At 46.7% G+C, this 22546-nt stretch carries 16 protein-coding genes; 14 read left to right on the top strand and 2 right to left on the bottom strand.

Features of this window, described 5'->3' with window-relative positions; all coding sequences use genetic code 11:
• The first annotated feature begins 32 nt into the window (after positions 1 to 32).
• The 8 genes from L5M10_RS01955 to tilS all read left to right on the top strand — a co-directional run bounded on the left by L5M10_RS01955 (position 33) and on the right by tilS (position 9979).
• Positions 33 to 530, top strand: a complete 498-nt coding sequence (locus tag L5M10_RS01955) for an OmpH family outer membrane protein (RefSeq protein ID WP_028760600.1) — start codon at positions 33 to 35, stop codon at positions 528 to 530.
• Positions 531 to 533: 3 nt separating this feature from the next.
• Positions 534 to 1559: a UDP-3-O-(3-hydroxymyristoyl)glucosamine N-acyltransferase gene (lpxD, locus tag L5M10_RS01950; protein ID WP_263254756.1), complete on the top strand. Its 1026-nt coding sequence runs from the start codon at positions 534 to 536 to the stop codon at positions 1557 to 1559.
• Between the two features lie 31 nt (positions 1560 to 1590).
• Positions 1591 to 2055, top strand: coding sequence for a 3-hydroxyacyl-ACP dehydratase FabZ (gene fabZ / locus L5M10_RS01945; RefSeq protein ID WP_006080990.1), 465 nt, complete (start codon positions 1591 to 1593; stop codon positions 2053 to 2055).
• Positions 2052 to 2822 carry an acyl-ACP--UDP-N-acetylglucosamine O-acyltransferase gene (gene lpxA / locus L5M10_RS01940; RefSeq protein ID WP_028760598.1) on the top strand — a complete coding sequence of 257 codons (771 nt, stop codon included), beginning with the start codon at positions 2052 to 2054 and terminating at the stop codon, positions 2820 to 2822. The genes fabZ and lpxA overlap by 4 nt, the downstream gene beginning before the upstream one ends.
• A 241-nt stretch (positions 2823 to 3063) precedes the next feature.
• Positions 3064 to 4242: a lipid-A-disaccharide synthase gene (gene lpxB / locus L5M10_RS01935; RefSeq protein ID WP_263254755.1), complete on the top strand. Its 1179-nt coding sequence runs from the start codon at positions 3064 to 3066 to the stop codon at positions 4240 to 4242.
• Entirely contained in the window at positions 4242 to 4874 is a 633-nt protein-coding gene (gene rnhB / locus L5M10_RS01930) for a ribonuclease HII (RefSeq protein ID WP_263254754.1), read from the top strand. The genes lpxB and rnhB overlap by 1 nt, the downstream gene beginning before the upstream one ends.
• Positions 4875 to 5024: 150 nt before the next feature.
• Positions 5025 to 8498, top strand: a complete 3474-nt coding sequence (dnaE, locus tag L5M10_RS01925; protein ID WP_263254753.1) for a DNA polymerase III subunit alpha — start codon at positions 5025 to 5027, stop codon at positions 8496 to 8498.
• Between the two features lie 41 nt (positions 8499 to 8539).
• Positions 8540 to 9979, top strand: coding sequence for a tRNA lysidine(34) synthetase TilS (gene tilS, locus L5M10_RS01920; protein WP_263160658.1), 1440 nt, complete (start codon positions 8540 to 8542; stop codon positions 9977 to 9979).
• A gap of 140 nt (positions 9980 to 10119) precedes the next feature.
• Here the strand turns inward: tilS and L5M10_RS01915 are convergent, their stop codons facing one another.
• Positions 10120 to 11010, bottom strand: a complete 891-nt coding sequence (locus tag L5M10_RS01915; protein WP_105249714.1) for a GGDEF domain-containing protein — start codon at positions 11008 to 11010, stop codon at positions 10120 to 10122.
• Between the two features lie 170 nt (positions 11011 to 11180).
• On the opposite strand from L5M10_RS01915, the gene L5M10_RS01910 reads away from it, so the two are divergent.
• Positions 11181 to 13127, top strand: a complete 1947-nt coding sequence (locus L5M10_RS01910) for a monovalent cation:proton antiporter family protein (RefSeq protein ID WP_263180977.1) — start codon at positions 11181 to 11183, stop codon at positions 13125 to 13127.
• 110 nt (positions 13128 to 13237) lie between these two features.
• On the opposite strand, the gene L5M10_RS01905 is transcribed toward L5M10_RS01910, so the two are convergent.
• Entirely contained in the window at positions 13238 to 13447 is a 210-nt protein-coding gene (locus L5M10_RS01905; RefSeq protein WP_006080998.1) for a cold-shock protein, read from the bottom strand.
• A gap of 567 nt (positions 13448 to 14014) precedes the next feature.
• Between L5M10_RS01905 and L5M10_RS01900 the strand changes: the two genes are divergently transcribed.
• The 5 genes from L5M10_RS01900 (at position 14015) to cysQ (ending at position 22516) form a co-directional block, all read left to right on the top strand.
• Complete coding sequence (locus L5M10_RS01900) at positions 14015 to 15889, top strand: DUF885 domain-containing protein (protein ID WP_263180978.1); 1875 nt, start codon at positions 14015 to 14017, stop codon at positions 15887 to 15889.
• A 261-nt stretch (positions 15890 to 16150) separates the two neighbouring features.
• Entirely contained in the window at positions 16151 to 19372 is a 3222-nt protein-coding gene (locus L5M10_RS01895) for a DEAD/DEAH box helicase (protein ID WP_263254752.1), read from the top strand.
• A gap of 50 nt (positions 19373 to 19422) precedes the next feature.
• On the top strand, positions 19423 to 20187 hold the full coding sequence (locus tag L5M10_RS01890; protein ID WP_028760589.1) for a phosphatase: 765 nt from the start codon (positions 19423 to 19425) through the stop codon (positions 20185 to 20187).
• A gap of 6 nt (positions 20188 to 20193) precedes the next feature.
• Entirely contained in the window at positions 20194 to 21357 is a 1164-nt protein-coding gene (locus L5M10_RS01885) for an SDR family oxidoreductase (protein ID WP_263180980.1), read from the top strand.
• 352 nt (positions 21358 to 21709) lie between these two features.
• On the top strand, positions 21710 to 22516 hold the full coding sequence (gene cysQ / locus L5M10_RS01880; RefSeq protein WP_263160647.1) for a 3'(2'),5'-bisphosphate nucleotidase CysQ: 807 nt from the start codon (positions 21710 to 21712) through the stop codon (positions 22514 to 22516).
• Positions 22517 to 22546: the final 30 nt, after the last annotated feature.

Genomic DNA, 22546 nt, shown 5'->3' with positions numbered 1-22546 from the left:
AACAAGGTAACAAGGAGTTTATTTTGAACAAGATGGTAAATTGCGCGCTGATGACGTTAGTTTTGTTAGGCGCGCCGTTAGTGGCACATGCTGAGAAAATTGCCGTAGTGGATATGGGCGCTGTGTTTGAACAGCTCCCACAACGTGAACAGATCTCTCAATCTCTGAAGAAAGAGTTTGGTGATCGCGTAGCTGATGTCCAAAAAATGCAAGAAGAAATGCGTTCTCTGATGGAGAAGCAGCAACGTGATGGTGCGTTAATGAACGATGCACAAAAAACTGAGCTGGTTCGTAAAATGGAATCGCTAAAATCTGAATATCAGTTAAAAGGCAAAGCATTGGATGAAGACCTACGTCGTCGCCAAGGTGAAGAGCAAAATAAACTGTTAGTTAAAGTGCAAAAAGCCATCAACACTATCGCTGAAAAAGACCAATATGATTTGGTATTACAACGTGGTGCTGTCATTTATGTTAAGCCTAACGCTGACATCAGTGGCAAAGTGGTTGAAGCCTTAAGCAAAGGCAAGTAATAGATGAATAGTGTGACTTTAAAAGAGCTATGCCTGTTATTAGACGGTGATATCCAAGGCGACGAAACGCTAATTATTAATAGTGTGGCGACCTTAGAAAATGCCAAGGCGGGTCAGATCTCTTTTTTAGCCAACAGTAAATACCGCTCTCAGCTTGAGGCAACTCAAGCGAGTGCGGTGTTATTGTCAGCTAAAGATGCGCAGGATTATCAAGGTACTGCGTTAATTGTAAAAGATCCATATGTCGGTTTTGCTCGTGTTGCTCAGTATTTGGACACTACACCCAAAGCGGCGGTGGGTATCCATCCTTCGGCACAAATTGATCCTTCAGCCCATTTAGGGGAAGGTGTCGCTATTGGCGCGAATGCTGTGATTGGTGCGAACGTCATTTTAGGTGAAAATGTGCAGATTGGTGCCGGTGTTGTGCTGGGACAAGATGTGGTTATTGGCTCAAAAACACGTTTGTGGGCTAATGTCACCGTCTATCATGATGTGCATTTAGGACAGGATTGTATTATCCATTCGGGTGCCGTATTAGGCTCAGATGGTTTTGGTTATGCTAACGAGCGTGGTCAGTGGATAAAAATTCCGCAGACAGGTGGCGTGCGTATTGGCGATCAGGTTGAGATTGGTGCGAATTCAACGGTAGATCGTGGGGCAATAGGCCATACAGAGATCCACGACGGTGTGATTATTGATAACCAAGTACAAATTGCCCATAACGATATAATCGGCGAAAATACTGCTATTGCAGGCAGCACTACTGTTGCAGGCAGTGTCACTATTGGTAAATATTGTATTATTGGCGGTAGCTGTGCCATCGCAGGTCATTTGAGCATAGCCGATGGTGTGCATGTGTCTGGTGCTACCAATATCACCACTAATATGCGTGAGCCTGGTTTATACTCTTCCGCCACCGTGGCAATGGATAATAAACTTTGGCGTAAAAATACAGTTCGTTTCCGTCAGTTAGATGAACTGTTCCAGCGTGTTAAAACGTTGGAAAAAAATTTAAAAACACCAGATTAATTGCCCCAAGGCAATTTGAGGAACTCGGTTCGTGTCTAATCAAATGAACACTATGGATATTAAAGAAATACTTAAATATCTACCCCATAGATATCCATTCCTATTGATCGATCGTGTGCTTGATTACACTCCTGGTGTTAGTCTGCAGGCGATCAAAAACGTTTCAATAAATGAGCCATTTTTTCAGGGACATTTCCCGATACAACCTGTGATGCCAGGTGTGCTTATTTTAGAAGCGATGGCACAGGCAACTGGCCTGTTAGCCTTTAAAACGATGAGTAGTGATGTACCTCCACCAGGTGTGTTGTATTACTTTGCTGGTATCGATAATGCGCGTTTTAGACGTGTGGTTGAGCCAGGAGATCAAATTCATTTTGATGTCAAAATGATTAAAGAGCGCCGCGGGATTGGCGTTTTCTACGGTGAGGCCAAAGTGGATGGTGAAGTGGTTTGTTCCGCTGAAATCATGTGTGCCCGCAGAGAGATTAGTCAGTGATAGATACATTAGCGTTTGTGCATCCCGATGCAAAAATTGGCAATAACGTCACTATTGGCCCTTGGACCTATATCGGTGCGGGCGTCGAAATTGGTGATGATTGTTGGTTGAGTTCCCATGTGGTGGTCAAAGGTCCAACGATTATCGGCAAAGGGAATCGTATTTTTCAATTCGCCTCCGTTGGTGAAGAATGCCAAGACAAAAAGTACGCTGGCGAGCCGACACGACTGATCATTGGCGACAATAACGTCATCCGTGAAAACGTGACCATTCACCGCGGTACAGTTCAAGATAACAGTGAAACCCGTATTGGGTCGAATAACCTGTTTATGAACTATGTGCATATCGCCCATGACTGTGTGGTCGGCGATAATGTCATCATGGCGAATAATGCATCTATTGCAGGTCACGTGCACGTCGGTGACTGGGCGATTTTAGGTGGTATGACAGGTGTGCATCAGTTTGTGCATATTGGTGCCCATGCATTTACTGCCGGTTGTTCTTTAGTACTGCAGGATGTGCCTCCCTTTGTGATGGCAGCGGGTCAACCGACGGTGCCTCGCGGCTTAAACAGTGAGGGTATGAAGCGTCGCGGTTTTTCTAAAGAAAGCCAGTTAGCCGTGCGTCGTGCTTATAAAACCTTATACCGTAGCAGTTTAACGGTAGAAGAAGCGATTGAAGCGTTGGCTGAAGATGCGCAGAACGATGAGCAAGTCAAATTACTGCTTGAGTTTGTAAAGTCATCGAGTCGCGGCATTATTCGCTAACTTGATGACCACATGACAACAAAAGGGCATTTTTATGCCCTTTTGTATTATTGGTTTAAGCCTTTTTTGTGGTAGACGTAGTCGTTAAAAATGCGTTTATTCATCAATGCATTCGACCATAAATGAGCTTAGTCATTAATTGAATCATTAACTTAACATAAGTGTAGGCTTGGAACGATGCATTTTAGGTGCGGTTTACCTCTTCATCCAATGCCATTAATTCATGAGACGTGATTGGTTTATGAGCAATAAAACTCCATTAGTGTTTGCCATGGTTGCCGGAGAACTCTCAGGCGATATTTTAGGTGCAGGTTTAATGGCTGCGCTGCAAAAGACCCATCCCGATGCGCGCTTTGTCGGTATCGGTGGACCCCGCATGGAAGCCCTAGGCTTCAAATCCCTGTTTGCGATGGAAGAACTCGCAGTGATGGGAATCGTTGAAGTGTTATCCCGTCTACCTCGCTTATTAAAAGTGCGGTCATCCTTGATTAAAGAGATCACCGCGCTTAAGCCCGATTGTTTTATTGGAATAGATGCACCGGATTTTAATATAGGCCTCGAGCTTAAACTCAAAGCGCGCGGTATTAAAACCGTTCATTATGTGAGCCCATCCGTGTGGGCATGGCGCCCAAAACGTATATTCAAAATCGCGAAGGCGACCCATATGGTGTTGTCGTTATTGCCATTTGAGAAAGCTTTTTATGACAAGCATCAAGTACCTTGTACCTTTGTGGGTCATACCTTAGCGGATGATATTCCGTTGCGAAGCGATAAAGCTGCTGCGCGCCAGTTACTTGAACTCGATGCCGATGCCGAATATTTAGCGATTCTACCGGGATCCCGTGGTGGCGAGTTAAAGCAATTGGCCGAGCCTTTCGTGAAGGCGGCTTTACTGATTAAGCAGAACTTCCCTGATATACGTTTTGTGACGCCACTGGTCAATCAAAAACGCCGTGAGCAATTTGAGCAAGCGCTGAAGGATTTTGCACCGGATCTCGAAATTCATATGGTCGAAGGTCAGTCGCGCGAAGTCATGGCGGCTGCCGATGGCATTTTATTAGCATCTGGCACCGCGACGTTAGAAGCCATGTTGGTCAAGCGTCCAATGGTGGTGGCTTATCGTGTTAGCCCTATGACCTATTGGATTGCTAAGCGCATGATGCAGGTCGAGCGTTTCTCGTTACCGAATCTACTGGCTGGAAAAGATCTCGTCCCTGAGCTCATTCAAGAAGATTGCACGCCAGAGAGAATAGCTGCGGCGGTCACAGTCGAGTTAAATCGAGATTTTACGCCGCTCAAAGCTGAGTTTGATGCCCTGCACCAAGTGTTACGCCGTGATGCGAGCTTAAAAGCCGCTGAAGCGGTAATGGCACTGGTTGAGCCTAAACCAAGTCATGCTAAATCGCTGGAGGCTAACTAGTGGCAACTTTTAAAAGTTTAACCGACGCCGATTTGCTGGCCTTTTCGACGGGATTAATTGCTGGTGTGGATGAAGTCGGCCGTGGGCCATTAGTCGGCGATGTAGTGACTGCGGCTGTGATTTTAGATCCAAACAAGCCCATCAGTGGTCTGAATGATTCCAAGAAACTCAGTGAGAAGCGCCGTGAAGCTTTGTTTGATGAGATTTGTGAAAAAGCCCTGTGTTATCACGTGGGCCGCGCAAGTCCTGCTGAAATCGATACGCTTAATATCTTGCATGCCACTATGTTGGCAATGCAGCGCGCGGTTGCAGGGCTTAAGATTGCGCCTGCGTTGGTGTTAGTCGATGGCAATCGCAGTCCGGCATTTGTTGCCCATAATGGCGTCTCGCTTACCAGTCACAGCATCATTAAAGGTGATGGTTTAATTGCCAGTATTAGTGCCGCATCGATTATCGCTAAAGTGACGCGGGATCGTGAGATGGATGTGCTCGATGCTGCTTATCCGCAATACGGTTTTGCTAAGCATAAGGGCTATCCGACTAAGGCGCATTTTGAGGCCATCGCCGAACATGGGGTATTTGACCAATATCGTAAAAGTTTCAAACCCGTCAAGGCATTAATGGGGCTGTAAGCTGTGCTCCCAAACTACCTGAAGATACGAGTTTCAGGTTGTTTGGGTATAAGTTCCCGTTATCCAGCAAAGTCACTGGCTCTGGCTGCGTGACTTTGTTAGTCTGCTTTCTAGTTATTGTTAACCTGCTATTCAAAGATAATCCTAATTATGTCCGATCCTCGTTTTGTGCATCTTCGTGTCCACAGTGACTTCTCTATGACCGATGGCGTGGCCAAGGTCAAGCCTATTTTGGCGCAGGTGGAAGCGCAGGGAATGGCCGCGGTCGCCTTGACTGACCAAAATAACTTTTGTGGTTTGGTGAAGTTTTACAGTGGTTGCCATGGTGCGGGGATCAAGCCGATTATTGGTGCCGATTTTTGGATGCAAGTGCCCGGATTTGAAGGCGAATTGTGCGCCTTAACCATTATTGCGATGAACAATGTCGGTTATCAAAATCTGACCCAAATTATCAGTCAGGCTTATTTACGTGGCCAAGTGGCCGGCCGTGTAGTGATAGACCAAGAGTGGTTACTCACTTATAACGAAGGCATTTTGCTGTTATCGGGTGCCAAAGAAGGCGATCTGGGTAAGGCACTGCTCAAGGGCAATGGCACACAAGTCGAATCTTTATGCGACTTTTATCAGACCCATTTCACTGACCGTTATTTCCTCGAACTTATCCGCACAGGTCGCCCCGATGAAGAGCGTTATCTGCATATGGCTGTGGCCTTAGCGCAGGAGAAGGGCATCCCTGTGGTGGCGACCAATCAGGTGGTGTTTCTTAAACCCGAAGATTTTGATGCCCACGAAATTCGGGTGGCAATTCACGATGGCTTTACCCTTGCCGATCCTCGCCGACCTAAAAAATACAGTGAACAGCAGTATTTGCGTAGCGAAGAGGAAATGTGTGAACTATTCGCCGACATTCCTGCGGCGTTGGCGAACAGTGTCGAAATCGCTAAACGCTGTAATGTAACGATCCGTTTGTACGAATATTTCCTGCCCAACTTCCCGACGGGCGATATGTCCATCGAAGACTTTCTGGTCGATTGTTCGAAGAAGGGCCTTGAAGAGCGGCTCGAATTCTTGTTCCCCAATCCTGAGGTGCGCGCCGAGAAACGCGGCGAATACGATGAGCGCCTCGACATTGAACTTAAAGTGATCAACCAGATGGGGTTCCCAGGTTACTTTTTGATCGTAATGGAGTTCATCCAATGGGGTAAAGATAACGGTATTCCAGTAGGGCCTGGTCGTGGCTCGGGCGCGGGTTCACTCGTGGCCTATGCGCTTAAGATTACCGACTTAGACCCATTAGAATTTGACTTACTGTTCGAGCGATTCCTCAATCCAGAGCGGGTTTCTATGCCCGACTTTGACGTCGACTTTTGCATGGATAGACGTGATGAAGTGATCGACCATGTGGCCGAATTGTACGGCCGCGAAGCGGTATCGCAAATCATCACCTTCGGAACTATGGCGGCAAAAGCGGTTATTCGTGACGTTGGCCGTGTGCTGGGTCATCCCTATGGCTTCGTTGACCGAATTTCTAAACTCATTCCACCAGAACCTGGGATGACGCTGGCGAAAGCGTTTGAGGTCGAGCCAGCCCTGCAAGAATCCTATGATGCCGATGAAGACGTAAAAGATCTGATCGACATGTGTCGCAAGCTCGAAGGTGTGACGCGTAACGCGGGTAAACACGCGGGTGGTGTGGTGATTGCACCAACTAAAATTACCGATTTTGCGCCGCTCTATTGCGACGCTGAAGGTAAAAATCCAGTAACACAATTCGATAAAAACGACGTCGAAACCGCAGGTTTAGTTAAATTCGACTTTTTGGGTTTACGTACTTTGACAATCATCGACTGGGCACTGGAGATGGTGAACAAGGTCGAGGTCAAAAACGGTCGCCCACCTGTGCGTATCGAAGCGATTCCGTTAACGGATGCGGCATCTTTCCGCTTGTTGCAAAAATATGAAACCACAGCGGTATTCCAGTTGGAATCCCGCGGTATGAAGGATTTGATTAAACGTCTGCAACCCGACTGTTTCGAAGACATGATCGCACTGGTGGCATTGTTCCGCCCTGGGCCTTTGCAATCGGGCATGGTAGATAACTTCATCGAGCGTAAGCATGGGCGCGAGGAAGTATCGTATCCCGATTCTCAGTACCAGCATGAATCCTTAAAAGAACTGTTATCACCGACCTACGGCATTATTCTGTATCAAGAGCAAGTGATGCAGATTGCACAGGTGTTGTCGGGTTACACCCTTGGCGGCGCCGATATGCTCCGCCGTGCTATGGGTAAGAAAAAGCCCGAAGAGATGGCCAAGCAGCGCAGTATCTTTAAAGAGGGCGCAATCAATAACGGTGTCGACGGCGACTTGTCGATGAAGATCTTCGACTTAGTGGAAAAGTTCGCTGGCTACGGTTTTAACAAATCTCACTCAGCCGCCTATGCGCTTGTGTCTTATCAGACCTTATGGCTGAAAACCCATTATCCTTCGCAGTTTATGGCGGCGGTAATGTCGGCCGATATGGACAACACAGATAAAATTGTGACTTTGGTCGATGAATGTGAGCGTATGGGGCTACCGCTCATTCCTCCGGATGTGAACAAAGGCTTGTTCAAATTTACCGTCGATGATGATTTGCGCATCGTTTATGGCATTGGCGCCATTAAAGGCGTGGGTGAAGGTCCAGTTGAATCGATTTTAGAGGCCCGTAAAGATGGCCCCTTCGTGGATCTATTCGATTTCTGTGCCCGTATTGATTTGAAAAAGCTCAATAAGCGCGTGATTGAAAAGCTGATCTGCGCGGGCGCACTCGATACTCTAGGGCCGCATCGTGCGTCTATGATGGCAACCTTGCCCGAAGCGATTCGCGCTGCTGATCAACATGCCAAAGCCGAGGCGATTGGCCAACACGATATGTTTGGTTTGCTCAACAGTGAACCCGAAGACAGTAAGCAGCAGTTTGTCGAATGTACCCCATGGCCAGATAAAATTTGGCTCGAAGGAGAGCGCGAAACCTTAGGCTTGTATTTGACTGGTCATCCGATCAATCAATATTTAAAAGAGCTGAAGCATTACACGTCCGGTCGCTTGAAAGATGTGCATCCCACCGAACGCGGTAAAACTGCTAAGGCTGCGGGGTTAGTGGTGGCAACGCGAGTGATGCTGACCAAGCGCGGCTCGAAAATGGGCCTGTTGACACTCGATGATAAGAGCGCACGTCTTGAAATCATGTTGTTTACCGAAGCCTTTGAAAAATTTAATCATCTGCTGGAGAAAGACCGCATCCTCATTTGTGAAGGTGAGGTGAGTTACGATGATTTTGCCGGCGGCAACCGCATGACGGCGCGTAACATCATTGATATCAGTGAGGCGCGCAGCCACTTTGCCAAGGCGCTGGAAATTGATATGGATGGCAGCGAGTTAACGCCATCGGCGTTAGACACTTTCGAGCAAGCCCTAAGCCCGTGGCGTAACGGTGCTGTGCCTGTGGTGATCAATTACACTCAAGCTCAAGCCAAAGGTCAGTTTAGGTTAGCCGATGCTTGGCGAGTGAATCCGACCGATGACTTGATGCTCTCGCTCGAATCGTTACTCGGGCCAAACAAGGTGAGAATTTTATTCTAATGTTGGCGAATGTCTTAGGTGTAAACAGATGAAGTTAACTTATGTCGGCTAAGCGTGACGAAGCATTGACTGCTGGCGATCTCAGCGCGCATATCTGTGATTTTTTGGCTGCGCAATCCTTAGCGCCTGACAGCAAGTTAGTACTGGCTTACAGTGGTGGGGTTGATTCTGAAGTCTTGGCCTTTGGTTTAAGCCAGTTTGCACGGACACATCCGGAGTTTAATTATCAGCTAGTGTATGTACACCATGGCCTAAGTGATAACGCTGAGGCTTGGGCACAGCATTGCCTTGAGCGGGGCCAGCATTACGACCTGCCCGTGACGGTTGAGCGAGTCACGGTTAATCGTGGGCCAAGATTGAGCCTTGAAGCTGAAGCGCGCAAAGTGCGTTATCAGGCGATTGAGCGGCATTTAAGTGCCAATGATGTGTTGCTGACAGCTCACCATGAAGACGATCAGCTTGAGACTATTTTACTGGCGCTGAAACGTGGTCAAGGCCCGAAAGGGCTGGCGGCCATGGGGCAAGTACAAGCATTAGCACAAGGCAAACAATTGCGGCCGTTATTGGATATCAGCCGTGAGCAGATTGAAGCCTACGCAAAACAGCAGGGCTTAGTGCATATTGAAGATGAAAGTAATCAAGACGATAAGTACGATCGAAATTTTTTACGCTTAGAAATTATTCCCCGCTTAAAAGCGCGTTGGCCGAGTATTGCGACAACTGCGAGTCGAAGTGCGGCATTGTGCGCCGAACAACAGGCGACGCTGGATTTACAGGTGAGTGAACGTTTACCTTTATGGTTAACCCAAGCGCCTTACCATACTCAAAATGTATTCAAGCTCGATGGTTTTGCTGAACAGTCAGCCGACTGGCAAGCGTTACTCTTACGTGGCTTTATTGAATCCCAAGGTTTTGCTTTGCCCTCAAAGGTGCAGCTTAAGCAAATCATCACTCAGCTTCTTAACGCGAAAGACGATGCTAAAGTGCATATTCGAGTGGGTGAGTGTGAAATCCGCCGCTTTGCTAATCAAGTCTATTTATTCAAGTATCAAACTTACAAACGTCACACTCAGCCTGTGAGTTGGACCTTGCCACAGCATGACTTTATTTCTTTATTACAGGGAGATAGTACCGAATTAGTCGTGTCGCCTGCGGACTTAGCGAATGGTGAGCAGATTAGGCTGATAGTGACAGAACAAGGTCCCAGAGTCCGCTTACCTTGGCCTGATGAAGTGGTCAGTGTGCGTTATCAACTTGCGGGACAATTTCGCTGCCACCCGCATTCTCGGGGTAAGGGGCGAGAATTAAAGAAACTGTGGCAAGAGTTTGCCATTCCGCCTTGGGTACGCGAAAAGGTGGGGTTTGTGTTTTATGGCGAGCAACTGGTGATGGCAATTGGACTGTGGGTTGAAAAGGGCTTTATTGTTGAGTCGAATGGACTTGGTTTACAGGTGTTTGTTGAGGAAGCAAAGGAATTCTAGTCGAGAGTTAATCTTGGAATATTGGCGTGTTCTAGGAAAGCGAGAGGAGAGTGGAACGCAGCGCGTCAGTTTGATTTAGACCTTTATGGGGTACGCGCTGCGAGTGAGTTATCGCATTTCATTTGGCATCCCTGCGCGTGTTAAACTAATTGATTTTGGCTGAGTTTATAGCAGTTACGTCCGGCGGCTTTGGCTTGATAAAGCGCCTTATCGGCGAGTTCATAAAGTTGTTCGGCTTCAATGGTATCGTGTGATTCTGCCGCCCCTAAACTACAGCTCACCCCAAATTGATTGAAACTACTGTGCTGATTGATTACCGAGACAATCCGTTCACATAACAAGCCTGCCGCATGAATATTGCCTTGGACAATAATGACGAATTCATCACCACCAATCCGGAAGGCTTGATCTGTGTTGCGTATGGTTGCACGAATGATGTCACCAAATTCCTTCAGAATATAGTCACCACATTTATGGCCGAATTTATCATTAAGTTGTTTAAAGTTATCAAGATCGAGCACTATGAGAGCGACTGCTCCTTGTTTTCGATGGGCTCTGGCGGTCGCATTACTGAGACTCTGACTGTAATAATGGCGATTGCCTAAGCCAGTGAGCGAGTCAAACATAGCTTGCATCGACATTTCTTGATATTGCAACGCATTTAATAAAGGTTGCAATAACAGCGGTTCAATATCCTGTAAGTTTGAGGTTTGTGATGGCGTAAATGGCGTCACCAGTTGGTACTGAATCGTTAATGGCATTCCTGCACACATGAGCTGTCGTTTGACGCTGATACCATAACGTTTGCCCCAGCTGAATTTGTGCTCGCCATAGGTTAAGCGCACGCCTTGGATCGGCAAGTGTTGTCCCAGCACTTTGCCATAGCAGGCAAAGACTGTCCTAGGATCTAAACTGGCATGCAGTTGTTGGATCACTTGTATCAAGTCCAATGGATTATCATTGGGACTATAATGTTCTGTTTGATAGCGATATTCGTCGGGATACAGCTCGGTCGCTAGGCCAAAGTCCATAATCATCACTCCAGCAAATGTTAGTGCGATACATCTCTAACCTAGTCTAAGCAAATACCGTGCCGCAATATTTTTTAATAAAATTTGTCTTTGTTAGTCATTCAGTTAAGCTTAAAACTGAGAGTTAGATTTTTTGACACGTCAGCATTTTGACAGGAGTCATAGCCCCAATGGAACATAGCTTCTTAATCCAAATACTACTTATGCTCGTGATTGCCATTGTGGCCATTGCTGTGCTGCGCCGTTTGGGCTTACCCGCAATTCTGGCTTATTTACTCACAGGGGTAGTGAGTGGCCCGAGTGGTTTTCACTGGTTTACCCAGCATCAAATGCAATCTGTTGCCGAACTTGGCGTTGTGCTGCTGATGTTTACCTTAGGGTTAGAGTTCTCTGTGCCGCGGCTGTGGGCCATGCGCCGCACCGTATTTGGCTTAGGCAGTGCACAGATGGTGATAACGACCTTGTTGACCATGGGCGCGGCCCTATTGTGCGGCCTGAATTGGGTTGAAGCCTTGGTTATCGGTGCTGCCATCGCGTTGTCATCTACTGCTATTGTCCTTAAATTGCTCAATGAACAGGGATGGCTGAGGCGCCGCCACGGCGAACTCTCCGTCAGCGTGCTTTTATTCCAAGATTTAGCGGTTGTGCCGTTGTTGATCCTATTGCCATTACTGGCCAATGGCGGCGAACCTTTGATGGTCGCGGACATCGCCTTTGCCTTGCTCAAAGGCATTTTGGCCTTTTTCCTCTTAATGGCGTTTGGTAAGTGGGCACTGCCACGGATATTTGATGAGGTTGCGCGTTCTCGCTCCAATGAGCTGTTTGTATTATCGACCTTAGTCGTTGCGCTTGTCACAGGGGCTTTTACTCAGTGGCTAGGATTATCCATGGCACTGGGGGCATTTATGGCGGGTATGCTGCTGGGAGAAAGCCAGTACCGTCGCCAGCTTGAGGCGGATATACGGCCTTTTCGCGATCTATTGATGGGGCTGTTTTTCATCTCCATTGGCATGATGCTGGACTTTACCTTAGTGATGCGTTTCTGGTGGCAGATATTGCTGATCTTAGTCGCCGTTGTACTAGGTAAGGCGCTGATCATTCATGGCATTTTAAGATTAGTAGGCGAGCCTTTTCGAATTGCGATGAGTACGGCAATGAGCTTAGCTCAAGTGGGGGAGTTCAGTTTTGTGGTATTGGCTTTAGCGGTCAACTATCAACTTTTAAATAATGAGATCAGTACCGTATTAGTCATGGTCGCCGTGCTTTCCATGGCAATAGCTCCTTGGTTAGTTCGTCATAGTGTGGATATTGCTAAGTGGGCGCTGGGGATCCGTCAGGCAAAGCATGTGGATGAAGCTGTGCCATTGATGATGGATGATCATGAGCTGGTGATGATTTTTGGTTACGGCCGAGTAGGACAAACCATTGCCCGTTTTTTAAAAACTGAAGCTGTACCTTATCTGGTATTGGATCTCGATCCAACGCGCGTCACTGAAGCGCGTCGTGCGGGCGAACCTATTTATTTCGGTGATGTGTGTAAACGGGCAATTTTAAAACAAATGGGCGTTAAACAGGCCAAGATGATCGTTATCACTTTTTGTGAGTCACGTAGTTTAGAAGAAGTCTTACCTTTATGTAAGTTATTGGCACCGGAGGTTAAAATTTTAGTTAGAACCAAAGACGACAGCGATCTAGACTTGCTTAAAAAGGCGGGAGCTAATCAAGTGATCCCTGAGTCTTTAGAGGGGAGCTTGATGTTAGTATCGCAGGTACTACACCAATGTGGTGTGCCATTGGCACGGATCCTAAAACGGCTAGAATCTGAGCGGCGCAATCATTATCAATTTTTACACGGCTTCTTTTCCGGCACAGAAACTGATTTTACTTTAGAGTCATTGCATGCGGTGGCATTACCGCGTGGGGCTGATGCGATTGGTAAAACCGTTGCCGATATCCTGTGGGAAACACTGAAAGTAGAGCTAAGGGCGATTCGTCGCAATGGCGCTGAAGTGGAACATCCTGAGCAGGACTGGGTTTTTCGTGCAGGGGATATCTTACTGATAGTGGGTAAACCACGACGACTTGAGAAAGCTGAGGCTAAGCTCTTACATGGCTAAAGGCCTGAGGTTCACTCTTTTGAGATGGATGAAAATGCAGATATAAAAATGCCGACATAGTGTCGGCATTTTTGTCTGGAACTTGTTAACTTAAATTAGACAAAGTCTAATTACAGAATAACTACGTTCGCAGCTTGAGGACCTTTTTGGCCTTGTTCGATGTCAAAAGAAACCTTTTGACCTTCAGCAAGAGTTTTAAAGCCTTCTGAAACGATTGCGCGGAAATGAACGAATGCGTCAGCGCCACCATTGTCAGGAGAAATAAAACCAAAACCTTTATCTTCGTTAAACCATTTAACTACACCAGTAGTTTTAGACATGAATGTCTCCAAAATTTTCAAACAAATAATTCGCAATTATGCGGTATGTTAGCCAGAAATAGAATTATTTACATTGATGATAAGTTATGAGTGGAAAGCTTCATGACAGCAAAAAAAATATTACAGGCGTAGCGAAGGTTTTCAAATACATAATATTGCTTATAAATAGGTCTGAATCACAGGCCGGAGTGCAGATTAACATACTCTAGGGGTTTGTATAGTTTTATTTTTAAATACCTCTCATATTGAAACTGCTTTTTTGCGACTTATTGAGTGCGAAATTAGATATAACTATTAATATTCAATCATTTATATTGTATTTTTGATTGTTGTCTAGTGTGAAAATATTTTTTATGTTTGCCACGACTGACTTGCGATTAACCTTTTAATCCGTTCCATTAGGCTTAAATGCGGCTTGTATGCTTAGGTAAGGATTCTGTCATGATTCGTTACGTTATTGAATTGTTGCTTATTTGTGGTTAATGGTATTCTCGTCATCCAATAAAAACGTGCTTGAGCTATGGATTCAGGGCGATAACTTTAGATTGAATATAATAAGAATGGAGAATGACGTTGAAAACAGTACTAAAACGGATTGGACTCGGCAGCTTAGTCTTAGTGCTGTTATTAGTGGCGCTGGCCGCCCATGAATGGTTTGCGAAAAAGCCGTTTTTCTTTCGCGCATTTCTAGACCGCAGTGTGGTCAAGATGGCTTTCGAAAGCCCTGAGACCTTAACCTCATTGGGTTTCTTAGAATCGGTAGGGATTACAGGCCATAACGCCGAGTTGGATGACGATAGTCCAGAGGCGATGGATAAGACTTTCGCGCAAGTGCGAGATCTGCGTGAAACCCTATTGAGCTATTCCGATGCGGATTTAGATGAAAATCAACGTATCTCCAAGGATATTGCCCTATATCTTGCCGATTTCGCATTGGTCTCTGAGCCGTATCGTTACCATAACTATCCGCTGAATCAGTTATTTGGCGTGCAAAACGGGTATCCAAGCTTTATGCAGGCGCAGCACCAAGTGCATTCTGTGGGCGATGCAGAAAACTATCTGTCGCGTTTACAAAAGGTGAAACTTAAGTTTGCGCAAACTCTCGAAGGTTTAAAAATTCGTGAGGCTAAAGGGATTATTCCGCCTAAGTTCGTGATTGAGCGGGTGCTCACCGAGATGAATGATTTTGTCGCGACGCCGATTCAAGACAATATTCTCTACAGTTCCTTCAAAACTAAATTGGCTGACACGGATATCAGTGCCGATGAGCAAGCACGGTTATTGGCAGCGGTGGAAGCGGACATTAAAGGTTACGTGCATCCAGCGTATCAATTATTTATCGACTACCTTACCCAGCTACAAGCCAAAGCTGGGACGGATGATGGTTATTGGGCGCTGCCAAATGGTAACCTTGCCTATGAGCAATTGCTGAAGTTCTTTACGACCACTAATTACACTGCGGACGAAATCCATGCCAAAGGGCTCGCTGAGGTAGATCGCATTCAAAATGAAATCATGACTATATTAGCCGCTGAAGGTTACGATGTGGGCCAAGGTTTCTCGGTCGCGATTGAAGCATTAGCCGCCGATCCTAAGTTTTACTACGAGGATAGCGATGCGGGTAGGGCGCAAATCCTCGTCGATTATCAAGCGATTCTTGATGAAGTGAATGCGGGACTCGGTGATGCCTTTCGTATTCGACCCGAAGCGGGCATGGAAGTGGTGCGTATTCCTGAGTTTAAAGAGAAAACGGCACCGGGTGCCTATTATCAGCAGCCCGCGATTGACGGCAGTCGTCCAGGGCGTTTCTATGCCAATTTATATGACATCAAGGCCACGCCTAAATACGGTATGCGCACTTTAGCCTACCACGAGGGGATCCCTGGGCATCATTTCCAAATTGCAGTGGCGATGGAGTTAGAAGGTATGCCACTTATTCGTAAGATGGCGCCTTTTACGGCGTACATTGAAGGTTGGGCTTTATATAGCGAACGTTTGGCTTGGGAGCTCGGTTTTCAAAAGGATCCCTTTGATAATATCGGTCGTCTGCAGGCAGAGTTGTTCCGCGCTGTGCGTCTAGTGGTAGATACAGGTATTCATCATAGCCGTTGGACTCGCGAGCAAGCGATTGACTATATGAAGAAAAATACTGGCATGTCCGATCGTGATGTCACGGCAGAGATTGAGCGTTATATCGTTATGCCAGGCCAAGCGACGGCCTATAAAGTCGGCATGATGAAAATTCTCGAACTGCGCGAAAAAGCCAAGTTGGCCTTAGGTGATAAGTTCGATCTCAGGGATTTCCACGATGTAGTTCTGAAGAATGGTGCAGTTCCTTTGGATATCTTAGAAACATTAGTCGATCGCTACATTGCTGATAAAAAAAGTGCTGATACAAAAAAGGCTGAGGTCAAAGCCACTGACGCTAAAGCGCAAGTTTAGCATTTGGTTATAGCAGTTAACGCTCACTCATTGATAATAATTGATATTTATCAATTGCTTTTCTCTCGATAAAGCCCATACCCTGTCTGCGAATAAGTGTGTTCTCTTATCTTGCAGGCAGGGTGGGTTTATCGATAGAGGCTATCATTCTGGCTTTCGGCCAAGGCTTTCAATACAATCCCACACAACTTATTGATAAATGTCGCGCGGCAATGGCTTGCTATTGCTCGGAGTTGATATTTTTAGTTTCAAGGTTTTTACATGAATCGCTTGTCCCCCCAAGATCCTATCCAATTGACTCGAACCACGATTGAGTCATTATTCACGCCGCCAACCTTAATGCGCGCCCGTGATTATGTGATGAAGGGACGGGTGTTGAGCGCCAAAGCGAACGCCGATTTTCGTCATATTGAAGGTCGTGTCATGGGGACGGAATCCCAGCCCTATCGGCAGGATATTCGCCTTGTCAGCATGAACCATAAGTTGATCATGAATGGCTTCTGTTCATGTCCCGCCACTGGGCATTGCAAACATATTGCTGCCGTACTTTACAGTTTACTTAGCGATAGAACCGTTGAAGATCAACGTATTGCTCAGTGGTTACATCTGCTAGACGAAAGTGATGATCTCACGGTTTCAAATGTCGATTTACTCTACGACGATCGCGTGCTGTACGTGTTATCTAAAGATGATAACGGTGTCTTTCTTGAGCTAAGAAAAGGCAAGTTGGCGAAGAATGGTGGCTATAACAAAGGCTCGAAAATCGCTTTGTCTGACGTGCAATATTATATGCCCGCTTGGATTGGCGCTGAAGACGTGCTCATCATCAATCTCATCATGTCAACTCGTCGCCATGGTGCCTCTCGCCTGTATCTTAAAGCTCAGTTAGGTGCCATGGCACTGGAAAAAATGCTCGTCACTGGGCGGTGTTTTTGGGAGGAGAGTCGTTTACCGCTCACCCGAGGTGAAGCGAGCAAGCCTGAATTCATTTGGTTAGATAAGGATGCCGAGCATAAACAAATGCAGTTAAGGCTGCCCAATAAGGACAATTGGGAGCTGATCCCCTGTGAGCCACCGACTTATATCGATTTAGATTATTTTAAAGTGGGCGCATTGGACACAGAGATCAGTGTTGAAAAGCTGTTATTACTCAGTCAGATGCCGCCAGTGCCTAGCTCGCAGATTGAACTGGTGAGCCACAAACTGATTAAGCATTTTTCGGCGAAAACGGTACCTACGCCGGCTTTGATTGATTTTGTCGAGCTGCAAGTGCCGCTTCAAGTTAGGTTGACCTTAACCTCGCAGGAGTTACCTGAGTTTGCTATGGCGCAGCCATTAGTGCTGCTGGAGTTTATCTATCAAGATGTGGTGCTCGGCGGTCAGTATCCCGACGAGCCCTTGTCCTTAGTCACCCATCAAGGCAAAACTTATCAAGTCGCTCGTCAACTCGATGCGGAAATGGATGCGATTAATCGTCTGATGGCATTGGAACTGGTGGAGCTGGCGCCTTCTTTTATCCCTAACAGTGGCAGCTATGTCAGTATTTGGGGGTTAGGTTCACTGCCTGAAACGATTGATGCTTGGTTGCACTTTATTCAACAGGAAATCCCGGCGCTAGAGGCTTTAGGTTACCAAGTGCATTTTGCCGACAATTTCAGCTTAAATGTCATTGATACTCCGCTGGCGATTGAGCTGGATGATACGCAAGAGGGTTGGTTTTCTCTGTCACTGAATGCTGACATCGATGGTCAAATAGTGCCTATGCTGCCCTTAATTGCCACTTGGCTTAAGCAGTACGGTGAGCCCGCCGATGATGCAGAACTGCTGTTACCCAGCCCAAATGGTGATTGGTTAAAAGTCAAAGCCAGCGTGATTAAGCCGCTGATAAGCATTATTTTAGAACTGTTCGATAGCCACAAAGGCAATAGCGTGTCTTTGCCTAAATACCGTGCCCACCTATTAAATGATTTTGCCGACAGTGATATTCGTCTGCTTAATGGTGAACGAGTGCGCAGTTTAGCGACTAAGCTCGAAAATTTTAACGGTGTGTTAGAGGTCACTGTCCCAGACAACTTACATGCTGAGTTACGCCAGTATCAACAGCAAGGGTTGAATTGGCTCTGTTTCTTAAAGGAATATCAGCTTGGCGGTATTTTGGCCGATGATATGGGGCTGGGTAAAACCATTCAAACCTTGGCTTTTTTACTCAAGCAGCAAGCGTTAAAACCCACAGGGGCTAACCATGCACCAAGCCTCATTATTTGCCCAACGAGCTTAGTGGGCAATTGGGCGAAAGAAGCCGCGAAATTTGCGCCTTCGTTAAAGCTAGTCGTTATTCATGGTGCTTTACGCAAGCCTTTGCTCGAACGCTTAAATGAGTTTGATATTGTGGTGACGACCTATCCGCTGATCGTGCGCGACAGTGACTATTATCAACGGCAGGTGTTTGAACATATCGTGCTCGATGAAGCGCAGCAGATAAAAAATGCGCAGGCGAAAGTGACTCAAGTGATTAAAGATCTTAAAGCGCCGTTTAGATTGTGCCTGTCGGGTACGCCGCTTGAAAATCATTTGGGCGAACTTAAGTCTTTGATGGATTTTTGTTTGCCCGGACTACTCGGCACGAATGCCTTCTTTAACAAATCTTTTAGGCACAAAATTGAACGTTATGGGGATATGGAACAAGCGCAAATCTTGAGTCAACGGATTGCGCCTTTTGTGCTGCGCCGAACCAAAGATGAAGTGGTCGGTGAATTACCCCCTAAAACCGAAATCTCCCAGAGCTTAGAGTTAGAAAAAGATCAGCGAAATCTCTACGAGAGTATTCGACTGGTGATGGAGAAAAAACTGCGGGATTTATTTGCCACTCAAGGCGTTGGTAGCAGTCATATCGAGTTTCTCGATGCCTTACTTAAGCTACGCCAAGCCTGCTGTGATCCGCGCTTGGTGAAGTTAGAGCAAGCGCAGAAAGTGAAGAATAATGCTAAGTTAGACTGGCTGAAGCAGAACTTACCAGAAATGGTGCAAGAGGGGCGTAAGATATTGATTTTCAGCCAGTTCACTAGCATGCTCAGTTTAATTGAAGCTGAGCTGGTGGACTTGGGGCTCGATTACAGTAAGCTCACAGGACAAACTCGCCTGCGCCAAGCGCAGATAGATAAGTTCCAAGAGGGCGATACGCCTGTGTTCTTAATCAGCTTAAAAGCGGGCGGCACTGGGCTCAATCTCACCGCGGCGGATACTGTGATCCACTATGATCCCTGGTGGAATCCTGCGGCGGAAAAACAGGCTACGGATAGAGCCCATCGTATCGGCCAAGATAAGCCCGTTTTTGTCTATAAGCTGATTGCAGAAGGTACAGTAGAAGAGAAAATCCAAGAAATGCAGCAGCATAAGCAAAGTTTGGCGGACAGTATTCTCGAGGGTAAAGGCAAGGGCACATGGCAAGGAAGCGCCGATGAACTGTTATCGCTCTTTAGCTAAATCGTGGCCAGTTTTTCTAAATTGATTGAATCATTTGACTGAGGTGAACCATGCAGTACCAAGTCGACACTCATACCCATACTGTGGCTTCGAGCCATGCTTATAGCACGATTCATGACTACTTAGCGGTGGCAAAGCAGAAGGGGATTCGCCTATTTGCCACCACAGATCATGGGCCTGCGATGGCCGATGCGCCGCATTTTTGGCACTTTGTGAATTTAAGAGTTTTGCCACGTATGGTTGATGGCGTCGGGATTTTGCGGGGTATCGAAGCTAATATCAAAAATATCGACGGCGAGATTGATTTCTTTGGTGATTATTTAAAGCAGCTCGATATTGTGCTCGCAGGATTTCATGAGCCCGTCTATCCTCCGTCAGATAAAGCGACTCACACAGAGGCCATGATTAATGCGATTAAGAGCGGCAAGGTTGATATCATTACTCATCCGGGTAACCCCGCCTATCCGATTGATATTGAAGCCGTTGCCCGCGCCGCAGCCGAATACGGTGTGGCGCTCGAAATTAACAATTCCTCCTTTGAAGTGTCCCGTAAGGGCAGTGAAGCCAATTGCACTGCGATTGCCAAAGCGGCCAAGGAATTTGGCACGATTTTAGTTATGGGCTCTGATTCCCATGTGGCTTTTAGCTTAGGTGGTTTTGCGCGGGCGCAAGCGATTATCGATGAAGTGGCTTATCCGCCATCACGATTACTCAATCGTAGCCCTTCAGCACTCTTGGCCTTTTTAGCCGCCCGTGGCCATGAAACCGTTGCTGATTTGATCCCCTTATTCAGTGACGATGAGCCATGCTGTTGATTAGTGATGAAAATAGTGGCAACTAAAGTGACGCCACTTCAATGCGGGGCGGCGAGTGCCACAGATGCTAACATTCCTCAAGTGGTGTTAATCACTGGTGCGAAGAGTCAGCTCGCTCAGGCCTTGCTGAGAGTCGCTGCCGATATTGGCGAGCTAGCCCTAAATAGCAGCACAAGTACAAACTCAGTCGCACCAATTAAGCTTTATGCGCTAAGTCGCAGTCAGTTAGACATTACCGATGCCGCTAATATTGCCGCCGTATTTGATCAATATCGACCAAGCTGGGTGATCAATTGTGCGGCCTATAATGCGGTCGACGCAGCTGAGCATGATGCAATCGAAGCGAATCGTGTGAATGCACTCGGCCCTGAGTTATTGGCGCAGCAATGTTGGCTGTCGGGCGCCCGCTTACTGCATGTGTCGAGCGATTATGTGTTTGGTGGTCATGCTGTTTGCGAGATTGCTCATGCAGCTGAACGTGCAGTGGGTGATGCTAGAGAAAGTGGCGTTAAACAGCATCAAAACCCTGACTCAGCTTCAAATTCAAACCCAAACCCAAATCCAAACCAAGTTCATGTACCAAGGCCATTTGTTGAACTTGATGCTCCCGAGCCGTTGTCTGCTTACGGTACGAGTAAGTTGCTCGGCGAGCAGAAGGTATTGGCGATTCTGGGCGAGGATGCAACGATTGTGCGTACCTCATGGCTCTACGGTCAAGATGGGCATAATTTTGTCCAAACCATGCTGAACTTGATGCGCACTCAACCAAGATTGCAGGTGATAGTCGATCAAATCGGCTGTCCGACGTGGAGTGATGCACTCGCTAAGGTGATTTGGCAATTAGTCATGCAACAGTGCTCGGGCGTATTTCATTACAGCGCTCAAGGCCAATGCAGTTGGTATGAATTTGCCTGTGAAATCCAGCGACAAGCCCTAGCGCTCAATCTGTTAAGTCTGCCAGTAGTTATCCAGCCGATTACCAGCGCTCACTATGCTAAACAAGCATTAAATCGCGGCGTGAGTTTGGTAAAAAGACCGAGTTATAGCGTGTTGAATAGTGCCAAAGTGCAGTCCGCTTTGGCTGTCAATACCGCACTGTTTATGCCTGATAACGTCGTATGGCAAGATTGGCGTCAGCAACTGAATTGCATGTTGCGACGATTAACGTGACTCACATTTGGGTTTAGGCAGGTTTAATCAGGCGTTAAGCGTTTACATCATCGCAGTGATTAACGCTTTCGAAAACAAAAAGCCCGCCAATAATCAGATTTAAGCGACGGCTTTAGACTATCAATATGAAAACATAGGCTGTGAATACGAATGCAGCTGGACTTAAGCCTCTTCTCAGCGCCAATGGCTTGCCTTAGTATCGTAATCACTTTGTTTATCTGTGGTTTTGTGCGCCGCGGTTTAAGCTGCGAGTCTTAGTCTATTTTGCTTGATGTATGATGAATTTGTTCTAAATTCCCCTTGGATGACAATGGCATAATGCCAAGATATTTAATGCATTAAGGAAGTTTCAGTGACAGACAAGACGACAATAGCGCAGACATTGACCAAACAAGATCTACTGCAAGTGGTCGCGATTGCCAAAGCCGCAGGCAATGCCATTATGACAGTTTATGGTCAAGATGACTTTTCGGTGAGCCATAAGGGGGACGATAGCCCTGTGACGGCCGCCGATTTAGCCGCGCACCACGTGATAGTGGCGGCATTGGCAAAGCAGTTTGTCGGTATTCCTATTATGTCTGAGGAAGCGGCGGATATCGCGTGGGACGTGCGTCGTCAATGGCAAACCTATTGGTTGATTGATCCTTTAGATGGCACTAAGGAATTTATTAAGCGCAATGGCGAGTTTACCGTCAATATTGCACTTATCCATCAAGGGGTTGCTATCGCAGGTGTAGTATATGCGCCTGTGCTCGATACGTATTATTACGGCGCTAAACATTTAGGTGCATGGCGCCAACAAGCGGGTCAAGAGAGCCCCTTATTGGGCGCCAATACGCCACGCGAAATGCCGATGATTGTCGGCAGTCGCTCGCACTTGAGCCCTGGCTTAGCGCAATATTTACAACAGTTTGGTGAGCATGACATCTTAAGCGTGGGTAGCTCGCTTAAGTTTTGTATGTTGGCTGAAGGCAGTGCCGATCTGTACCCCAGACTTGGCCCAACCAGCGAGTGGGATACCGCAGCGGCGCAAGCTGTACTCGAAAGTGCAGGCGGCACAGTTGTCTGTTATGACTCAGGTGAACCATTAACTTATAATCAAAAACCTGACATTTTAAACCCTTACTTTATTGCCACAGCTCCTGGCTGGGTAAAATAACGATTGCCTTGCATCAATCTCACTTGATGA

It is taken from the genome of Shewanella sp. SM32 (genome assembly GCF_025654235.1).
Lineage (GTDB): Bacteria > Pseudomonadota > Gammaproteobacteria > Enterobacterales > Shewanellaceae > Shewanella > Shewanella oncorhynchi.
Note: the sequence above shows the minus strand (reverse complement) of the source record. Positions and strands in the feature narration are given on the sequence as shown.

What these genes read in the sequence shown, in the direction of transcription:
- L5M10_RS01955 (WP_028760600.1), top strand. Translation starts at nt 33, where the DNA reads ATGGTAAATTGCGCGCTGATGACGTTAGTTTTGTTAGGCGCGCCGTTA.
- L5M10_RS01915 (WP_105249714.1), bottom strand. Translation starts at nt 11,010, where the DNA reads ATGGACTTTGGCCTAGCGACCGAGCTGTATCCCGACGAATATCGCTAT.
- L5M10_RS01910 (WP_263180977.1), top strand. Translation starts at nt 11,181, where the DNA reads ATGGAACATAGCTTCTTAATCCAAATACTACTTATGCTCGTGATTGCC.
- L5M10_RS01905 (WP_006080998.1), bottom strand. Translation starts at nt 13,447, where the DNA reads ATGTCTAAAACTACTGGTGTAGTTAAATGGTTTAACGAAGATAAAGGT.
- L5M10_RS01890 (WP_028760589.1), top strand. Translation starts at nt 19,423, where the DNA reads ATGCAGTACCAAGTCGACACTCATACCCATACTGTGGCTTCGAGCCAT.
- lpxD (WP_263254756.1), top strand. Translation starts at nt 534, where the DNA reads ATGAATAGTGTGACTTTAAAAGAGCTATGCCTGTTATTAGACGGTGAT.
- dnaE (WP_263254753.1), top strand. Translation starts at nt 5,025, where the DNA reads ATGTCCGATCCTCGTTTTGTGCATCTTCGTGTCCACAGTGACTTCTCT.
- L5M10_RS01895 (WP_263254752.1), top strand. Translation starts at nt 16,151, where the DNA reads ATGAATCGCTTGTCCCCCCAAGATCCTATCCAATTGACTCGAACCACG.
- L5M10_RS01900 (WP_263180978.1), top strand. Translation starts at nt 14,015, where the DNA reads ATGACGTTGAAAACAGTACTAAAACGGATTGGACTCGGCAGCTTAGTC.
- tilS (WP_263160658.1), top strand. Translation starts at nt 8,540, where the DNA reads ATGTCGGCTAAGCGTGACGAAGCATTGACTGCTGGCGATCTCAGCGCG.
- lpxB (WP_263254755.1), top strand. Translation starts at nt 3,064, where the DNA reads ATGAGCAATAAAACTCCATTAGTGTTTGCCATGGTTGCCGGAGAACTC.
- L5M10_RS01885 (WP_263180980.1), top strand. Translation starts at nt 20,194, where the DNA reads ATGAAAATAGTGGCAACTAAAGTGACGCCACTTCAATGCGGGGCGGCG.